We start from the raw sequence: 7338 nt of genomic DNA, 5'->3' as shown, positions 1-7338 counted from the left end.
TATACCAAAGGCTGGAGCCCTTTTTGTATTTAATAACTAGATTTTACTTTCGTAATCCAGGATAAATCTTGATGCCCTGCCGGAAACAGGACAGGAGGAACTTTTTCAAAAAATACAGAAGGCCATGAAGGAAGAGCCCAAAAAAGCGATCAAAAATTCGCTGAAAGGACTGCTTCCGGAACGCTACTTGCTTTTCTTGCTTGAACAGAGTGATATTGACCCGGCCTCCCCTTGTTCCACTGTTTCCACTGAAAAGCTGCGGAATTTTTCCAAGCAATGCAAACAATTCCGTTTCACTGTCAACGGGACCTTGCCGCTTGATAAAGCATTTGTAACGGGCGGGGGCGTTTCTGTGAAAGAAATCGAGCCCAAAACGATGGCCTCCAAAAAAATGCCCGGGCTTTACTTCTGCGGGGAAGTGCTGGATATATACGGCTATACCGGCGGATATAACATTACCGCTGCCCTTGTCACCGGACGGCTGGCCGGCGGGAACAGCGCAGAATACAGCAAACAAAAATAAGAGGGGCTTTTCGTCACTGGGGCTCCCTCTTATTTTAAATACATGACCATGGCACTGAAACAGTATATTTGTTCATCTTCCGCTTCCCTTAGCGCCGCAATGTTATATTTAATGTCAACCACCTGGTTACGTTCCAGATCGCTTAAAAACCGGTTGATTTCCTCCTCCAGGTCCTGTTCATGTTCGCAGTCGAACAACTTGACCTGCAACATGGGCCACACCTCTCCGTTTTTAATACCAGTATGGCCCATGCGCATTATTTTTATACAATTTCAAAATTTCATTGTTTTGGCTTTAGTTCGCCTGTCCAAGCAAGCATGCCTCCGGTCATATTCACGACATTCGGAAAACCGCTGGCTGCAAGATATTCGCAGACTCTTTGGCTGCGGCCGCCGGATCTGCATATCAAAATATAGTCATTCTCTTTATCAAAGTAATCCAGGTGTTCCGGAATTTCGCCCATCCGGATATGCACCGCCTCCGGGATCATCCCTTCGGCGACTTCTTCATCTTCCCGTACATCTACCAGGAATAAAGTTTCGCCATTCTCCAGCTTGGTTTTAACCTCATCAGGTGTGATTGTTTTAATTTCCATGACTATCACCTTTCGTTGGAATTAACCATTTACATTATAGCAAAGGTTATTCCTTGGCAACAGAAAAAGCCCTGGAAAAGGGAAATTTTTCCATGAGCGGTAGACATTGAGGCCCTATGCCTACCGATAAAGCAGGCCAACTGATTATTCGGGAGGCATTCCATGCCTATGCCTCCCGAGCAGAAGCATCAATTGATTGTTCGGGAGGCATTGAGTGCCTTTGCTACCGGGCAGGCAACTCGGTCGCCATATGGGTTTATGATGACCGAGTTTCTCCATTTTCGATATTCTGTTAATTGGCTACAACATTCACCAATTTCCCGGGCACTGCAATGATCTTCCTGATTGTTTTACCTTCTATGGCTGATTTGATTTTGTCATCATTCAATGCAATCTCTTCAAGCTCTCCCTTGCCTGCTTCGCGGGAAACCATCAGCTTGGTACGGACTTTGCCGTTGACCTGGACAACGATCTCCACCTCTTCCGAAACGAGCTTTGTTTCGTCATATTGAGGCCAGGCTTCATAAGAGACCGTTCCTTCATGGCCGAGTTTTTCCCACAGCTCCTCGGCAATGTGCGGAGCAATCGGGGAAAGCATTTTTACAAATCCCTCCATATATTTCTTCGGAAGGACTTCCGCTTTATAGGCTTCATTGATGAAAACCATTAGCTGTGAAATAGCCGTATTAAAATGCATCGCTTCACAGTCTTCAGTTACCTTTTTGACAGTCTGATGGTACACTTTTTCAAGTTCTCCGCCAGTGACATCTTGTATTTTGTCACTCAGGCTGCCATCATCCGCTACAATCAAGCGCCAGATCCGGTCCAAGAAACGGCGTGCGCCGTCCAACCCGGTTGTTGACCAGGCTGCTGAAGCTTCAGGCGGACCCATGAACATTTCATAGAGACGAAGTGTATCCGCCCCGTGGCTTTCAATGATATCATCCGGATTGACTACGTTTCCTTTGGACTTACTCATTTTTTCGTGATTTTCTCCGAGGATCATCCCTTGGTTAAAGAGCTTCTGGAACGGCTCTTTTGTCGGTACAACACCGATATCATATAAAAACTTATGCCAGAAGCGTGCGTAAAGCAAATGAAGGACCGCATGCTCGGCACCGCCGATATAAATATCGACCGGCAGCCATTCTTTCAACAGTTTTTTATTCGCAAGCTCTTTGGAATTATGAGGATCGATGAATCTTAGGAAATACCAGCAGCTTCCTGCCCATTGCGGCATTGTATTTGTTTCACGGCGCCCTTTCTTGCCTGTTTCAGGGTCTTCCACATGAAGCCAGTCAGTAATATTGGCAAGCGGCGATTCGCCGGTGCCTGAAGGTTTCACTTCATCTGTTTCAGGTAAAATCAGCGGGAGCTGATCCTCCGGCACTGCTGTCATTGTTCCGTCTTCCCAATGGATGATCGGAATCGGCTCTCCCCAATAACGCTGGCGGCTGAACAGCCAGTCACGCAAACGGTATGTGACCTTCTTCGTACCGCGGCCTTCTTTTTCCAGCCAGTCGATCATCGCAGAAATGGCCTCTTCTTTATCCATCCCATCCAAAAATCCGGAGTTTACATGCGGGCCGTCGCCAATATATGCCTCTTCGGCGATATTTCCGCCGGCCACCACTTCCTTGATTTCCAGGCCGAATTTTTTCGCAAATTCGTAGTCGCGCTCGTCATGTGCCGGCACAGCCATGATGGCTCCCGTTCCGTAGCTCATTAAGACGTAATCGGCAATCCAGATCGGGATTTTCTTGCCGTTAACGGGGTTAATGGCATACGCCCCTGTAAAAACACCGGTTTTATCTTTGGCAAGATCCGTTCTTTCCAGATCGCTTTTTGACTTGACTTGGACTATATACTCATTCACATCCGCCTGCTGCTCAGGCGTTGTGATTTTCGCCACGAATGGATGCTCGGGGGCAAGGACTGCATAAGTCGCTCCGTAAAGCGTATCCGGCCGGGTTGTAAAAACAGTAAAAGTTTCCGGATGTCCGTCTATGGCGAAAATGACTTCCGCCCCTTCGGAACGGCCGATCCAGTTCCTTTGCATATCTTTGATGCTTTCGGGCCAATCAAGCTCCTCCAAGTCTTCGAGTAGGCGATCCGCATACTTTGTGATCCTTAAAATCCATTGTTTCATCGGACGGCGTTCAACAGGATGCCCGCCGCGTTCACTTTTTCCATCGATGACTTCTTCATTGGCCAGGACCGTTCCCAAAGCCGGACACCAGTTCACCGGCACTTCATCCACATAAGCAAGGCCGTGTTCAAACAGTTTTACAAAAATCCATTGAGTCCATTTGTAATAGTCGGGATCCGTCGTATTGATCTCCCGGTCCCAGTCATAAGAGAAACCAAGGGATTTGATTTGCCGGCGGAAAGTATCGATATTATGCTGAGTAAACTCTGCCGGGTCATTCCCCGTATCGATTGCATATTGCTCTGCAGGAAGTCCGAACGCATCCCATCCCATCGGATGGAGTACATTATATCCCTGCATCCTTTTCATTCTTGCAAGTATATCGGACGCCGTGTAGCCCTTTGGATGGCCGACATGGAGCCCTGCCCCTGAAGGATATGGAAACATGTCAAGCGCATAAAATTTTTCCTTCGTTTCATCCATTTTAGTTGTAAATGTTTTGTTCTTTTCCCAATATTGCTGCCACTTTTGTTCTACTTCCTTATGGCTGTATCCCATGAAGATGCCTCCTGACTTATTCAATTAAAAAACCTTCCATCCCGAGAAAACTCCTGGGACGGAAGGTTGTTTTCTCCCGCGGTACCACCCAATTTAGTGCATAGGCCACTCACTTCTTTATTCTTTAACGCAGAATACGGCAAGCATTACAAGAATAGTCCGTTTCGGATTTCTTCCTTCACACCTGCAGAAATGAAAGGGGAGTTCATGATGGTCCTGGCCGGCTTCCACCTTCCGCCGGCTCTCTGAAACAGGATGGCACCATTACTGGTCCTTTTTAACCGTTTTATATATTAAGTCCTTTATTCCCCATTGTAGACAATTTTAGACATGTTTTCAAGCCTATATTGAAGCGGAAAGCCTTGAATATCAGCGGTGGATAAAGAAAAGCGCAAGCGCCTTGCCCATCGACGTACAGACTGGAGTGCCCCCGACGAGATAAAGGATAAGGAAAGGCGGAGAGTGCCTGCTTATCGGCGACAAGCATAAGACGAGCGCTGAAGAAGGCGTAGTTTGCCTTCAGCAGCGATTGGCTTATGACCTCGAGCCGATGGCACTCGCAGCCAGACAACACGGCGAGGAACGAGCCGATGTTGACTTATCGTAGGAAAGCTACTACTTGAGATGGCCTCGTGTGATGCTTCCTCGAGTTGGCGTCGTGCAGCTTTGCTATGATGTTCGCCAAACATCCTCGAATAAGCTACGCCGCAGGAGCACACCAGGTGCGAAGTCTGCTAGTCGATAGGTGCTGGAGCTAGACAACAAAAGGCTTTGTTCAAAATTTTAAAGCTAAAAATTCTTATACTTTCTGCAAAGAAAAGCGCAAGGCGCCTGAAGCTGGACAATTTAAAAGAGACAGGCTTGCCCTGTCTCTTTATCAATGCCATGTGCTGTATAGCGGACGGTCGTGATTCAGGAGAATCATCTTATTTTGAAGCTGCTGTATCTTCAGGCGTACCCGGTGGAGCTGCTCCCGCTGCTGGGGATTGGCACTTTCAGTCATTTTCTGGAGCTGCTGGAGCATGGCTTCCAACTCGTTCATCGCTTCACTGTATTCCACGTCATGATAATGCTCCTGCCGGCTTCCTTCCTCGTACTGTTCCTCTGCAAAAAGAATCGCCGATTCACAGCGGTTAATGAAGTTATCAATGGATTGCCGAGTTGTCACGTAATCCTCCCCTTTTCCAGTGGCTTGGCTTTATGGCCTGCCAATCATAGTTTGTACTCAATCCAAGGCTGTTATGATACAATTTTCGTATGATGAAGAGGAGGTATTTTCGGGATGAACATTGAGGGTGTTCTTTCATATGCCCGTTCCCTGATGCAAAGGGTGATCAGGCCCGGCGGCGCGGCAATTGACGGGACTGTCGGAAATGGGCATGATACCTTATTTCTTGCTGAGCTCGTCGGTGAAAATGGACATATTTTTGGTTTTGACATCCAGAAGCAGGCCATTTTACAGACAAAGGAGCTTTTAGAAAAAAATAACGTTGCAGATAGGGTTACGCTGTTTCAGAAGGGACATGAGACGCTTGGGGAATCCGTGCCTGCAGCATTTCACGGAAAAATCCACGGGGCCATGTTCAACCTGGGATATTTGCCCGGCGGTGACAAATCGATCGTGACAAAGCCGGACACAACCATCGCAGCGATCGATCAGTTGATCGAGATGCTGGCCAAAGGCGGCATTCTGGCGCTTGTCATTTATCCCGGGCATGAAGAAGGAGCCTATGAACGGGATCGGGTGCTTGAGCATGCTAAAAATCTGGATCAAACAAAGGTGAATGTCCTTCAATACTGTTTTATCAACCAGAAAAACAACCCGCCTTTTTTGCTGGCGTTTGAGAAGAAATGATGAATGTATGCCGAAGTTTTGGGATGGATGATCATACCACTTTAGATCAAATACTTCGCGTTTGGCAAAAGACTTGGACCCCATTCCCTGCAATAGATGAAGCTCCACTACAAGCGGTAACCTTTCAGCCCGCGCAGCCCACTGCTCGATACATTCATCAAAGCTTTGGTCGCCCTGCTAATGAAATGATATAATGAAATTATCAGAAAATGGGGTGATGATGTCGTGCAATCAAAAGTATTGAAACGGATACCACTCGAACGGCTGATGGATTTAAAAGTGGACTATGCTTTCAAGCAATTGTTCGGGAGCGAAAAAAACAAAGAAATAACGGTTGTATTTCTTAATGCTATCCTCCAAAGAACAGGCCGTGATCGCATCAAAGACATCTCATTCACGAATACGGAGGCTGGCGGCGAATACAAAGAAGACAAACAATCCCGGCTGGATCTTTTGGCGGTCACCAATGCCAATGAGTGGATCAATGTGGAAATCCAATTCACTAATCGGTTTGATATGATCAACCGATCCATCTATTATTGGGCTGGGATCTACCGTTATCCACTTAAGCGGACGATGAGCTATAAAGAGCTGAGACCGGTTATCGCGATTAATATTTTAAATTTTAATCTATTCGAACAGACGGATCGCTTTCATACGACTTTTCATCTATATGAAGATGAAGAAAAGTTTATGTTGACCGATATAATGGAATTTCATTTTATTGAAATGCCCAAACTCATTCATGAAACGGGAAAAACTCAACCCTTGGGACGACTTGCTCGCCAGATGGCTGTTGCTGCTCGGAATTGTAGACCACCGAAAAGGGAAAGTTTATGATGACATCTTTAAGAAATTGGAGGAGATTGCCATGAACGATGAAACACTGCGGACAGCTTTTCAAAGTTGGGAAGAATTAAGCGGCACTCAGGAAGAAATGATCGCTTATGAAGCACGGCTCAAGAGGGTGCTTGATGAGGAAGCCGCTGTCCGTGAAGCGGAACTGCGTGTCCAGGAGGCGCGGGAAAAAGGTAAAGAAGAAGGTAAAGAAGAAATAACTCGCAGACTCCTTAAAATGAAAATGGATGTTTCAACCATTGCAGAGATAACCAGACTTCCTAAAGAACGTGTGATTGAAATTCAGGAAGAGATGAATAGATAAAAGCTATCCAGGTCTTTTAAAAGCGAGAGAAAAAGCATTTTTGAACAACTCTGGAGGAAATTCCATGAACAATAAAATACCTCGGGCAGCATCTCAAAGTTGGGAAGAATTAAGCGGCACTCAGGAAGAATTGATCGCTTATGAAGCTCGGCTCAAGAGGGTGCTTGATGAGGAAGCCGCTGTCCGTGAAGCGGAACTGCGTGTGCAGGAGGCGCGGGAAAAAGCCTTGCAGGAGGGAAGAGAAAAAGGTAAAGAAGAAGGTAAAGAAGAAATAACTCGCAGACTCCTTAATATGAAAATGGATGTATCAACCATTGCAGAGATAACCAGACTTCCTAAAGAACGTGTGATTGAAATTCAGGAAGAGATGAATAGATAAAAGCTATCCAGGACTTTTAAAAGCGAGAGAAAAAGCATTTTTGAACAACTCATGAAAAATTTAATTTTTGACAAAAAACCATTTGTACAAGCCAATATCAAACAGCAGATAGCTCCG

8 protein-coding genes, 1 pseudogene and 1 other annotated feature are annotated in these 7338 nt (G+C 46.2%); of the genes and pseudogenes, 5 read left to right on the top strand and 4 right to left on the bottom strand.

Features of this window, described 5'->3' with window-relative positions; genetic code table 11:
* Nucleotides 1–61: 61 nt before the first annotated feature.
* Nucleotides 62–523: pseudogene (locus FS666_RS13810) on the top strand (NAD(P)/FAD-dependent oxidoreductase); the annotation flags it as partial.
* A gap of 29 nt (nt 524–552) precedes the next feature.
* On the opposite strand, the gene FS666_RS13805 reads toward FS666_RS13810, so the two are convergent.
* From FS666_RS13805 to FS666_RS13790, 4 genes are all read right to left on the bottom strand, one after another.
* Complete coding sequence (locus FS666_RS13805) at nt 553–735, bottom strand: sporulation protein Cse60 (protein ID WP_144463735.1); 183 nt, start codon at nt 733–735, stop codon at nt 553–555.
* A 68-nt stretch (nt 736–803) separates the two neighbouring features.
* Nucleotides 804–1118, bottom strand: coding sequence for a rhodanese-like domain-containing protein (locus FS666_RS13800; RefSeq protein ID WP_144463734.1), 315 nt, complete (start codon nt 1116–1118; stop codon nt 804–806).
* Between the two features lie 292 nt (nt 1119–1410).
* The gene (leuS, locus tag FS666_RS13795; protein ID WP_144463733.1) at nt 1411–3825 is read right to left on the bottom strand and encodes a leucine--tRNA ligase; all 2415 of its coding nucleotides are present in this window, start codon (nt 3823–3825) and stop codon (nt 1411–1413) included.
* A 51-nt stretch (nt 3826–3876) separates the two neighbouring features.
* Nucleotides 3877–4115: a binding site (T-box leader), on the bottom strand.
* Between the two features lie 587 nt (nt 4116–4702).
* Nucleotides 4703–4993: a YtzC family protein gene (locus FS666_RS13790; protein ID WP_120073211.1), complete on the bottom strand. Its 291-nt coding sequence runs from the start codon at nt 4991–4993 to the stop codon at nt 4703–4705.
* A 114-nt stretch (nt 4994–5107) separates the two neighbouring features.
* On the opposite strand from FS666_RS13790, the gene mnmM reads away from it, so the two are divergent.
* The 4 genes from mnmM (at nt 5108) to FS666_RS13775 (ending at nt 7221) form a co-directional block, all read left to right on the top strand.
* Nucleotides 5108–5680 (top strand): tRNA 5-(aminomethyl)-2-thiouridylate-methyltransferase MnmM, encoded by a 573-nt coding sequence (mnmM, locus tag FS666_RS13785; protein ID WP_144463003.1) that lies wholly within the window; start codon nt 5108–5110, stop codon nt 5678–5680.
* A 225-nt stretch (nt 5681–5905) separates the two neighbouring features.
* Nucleotides 5906–6520 carry an Rpn family recombination-promoting nuclease/putative transposase gene (locus FS666_RS20335; protein ID WP_244943919.1) on the top strand — a complete coding sequence of 205 codons (615 nt, stop codon included), beginning with the start codon at nt 5906–5908 and terminating at the stop codon, nt 6518–6520.
* A gap of 31 nt (nt 6521–6551) precedes the next feature.
* On the top strand, nt 6552–6842 hold the full coding sequence (locus tag FS666_RS20330) for an Rpn family recombination-promoting nuclease/putative transposase (protein WP_244943918.1): 291 nt from the start codon (nt 6552–6554) through the stop codon (nt 6840–6842).
* Nucleotides 6843–6906: 64 nt separating this feature from the next.
* Nucleotides 6907–7221 carry a hypothetical protein gene (locus tag FS666_RS13775; RefSeq protein ID WP_144463001.1) on the top strand — a complete coding sequence of 105 codons (315 nt, stop codon included), beginning with the start codon at nt 6907–6909 and terminating at the stop codon, nt 7219–7221.
* Nucleotides 7222–7338: the final 117 nt, after the last annotated feature.

Source organism: Siminovitchia fortis (assembly GCF_007681465.1).
Lineage (GTDB): Bacteria > Bacillota > Bacilli > Bacillales > Bacillaceae_C > Siminovitchia > Siminovitchia fortis.
The sequence above is the reverse complement of the archived record's forward strand: the minus strand, read 5'-3'. Positions and strand labels throughout refer to the sequence as shown.

Excerpts from the sequence above, each read along its gene's own strand:
- FS666_RS13805 (WP_144463735.1), bottom strand. The coding sequence starts at position 735 with ATGTTGCAGGTCAAGTTGTTCGACTGCGAACATGAACAGGACCTGGAG.
- FS666_RS13800 (WP_144463734.1), bottom strand. The coding sequence starts at position 1,118 with ATGGAAATTAAAACAATCACACCTGATGAGGTTAAAACCAAGCTGGAG.
- leuS (WP_144463733.1), bottom strand. The coding sequence starts at position 3,825 with ATGGGATACAGCCATAAGGAAGTAGAACAAAAGTGGCAGCAATATTGG.
- mnmM (WP_144463003.1), top strand. The coding sequence starts at position 5,108 with ATGAACATTGAGGGTGTTCTTTCATATGCCCGTTCCCTGATGCAAAGG.
- FS666_RS20330 (WP_244943918.1), top strand. The coding sequence starts at position 6,552 with ATGAACGATGAAACACTGCGGACAGCTTTTCAAAGTTGGGAAGAATTA.
- FS666_RS13775 (WP_144463001.1), top strand. The coding sequence starts at position 6,907 with ATGAACAATAAAATACCTCGGGCAGCATCTCAAAGTTGGGAAGAATTA.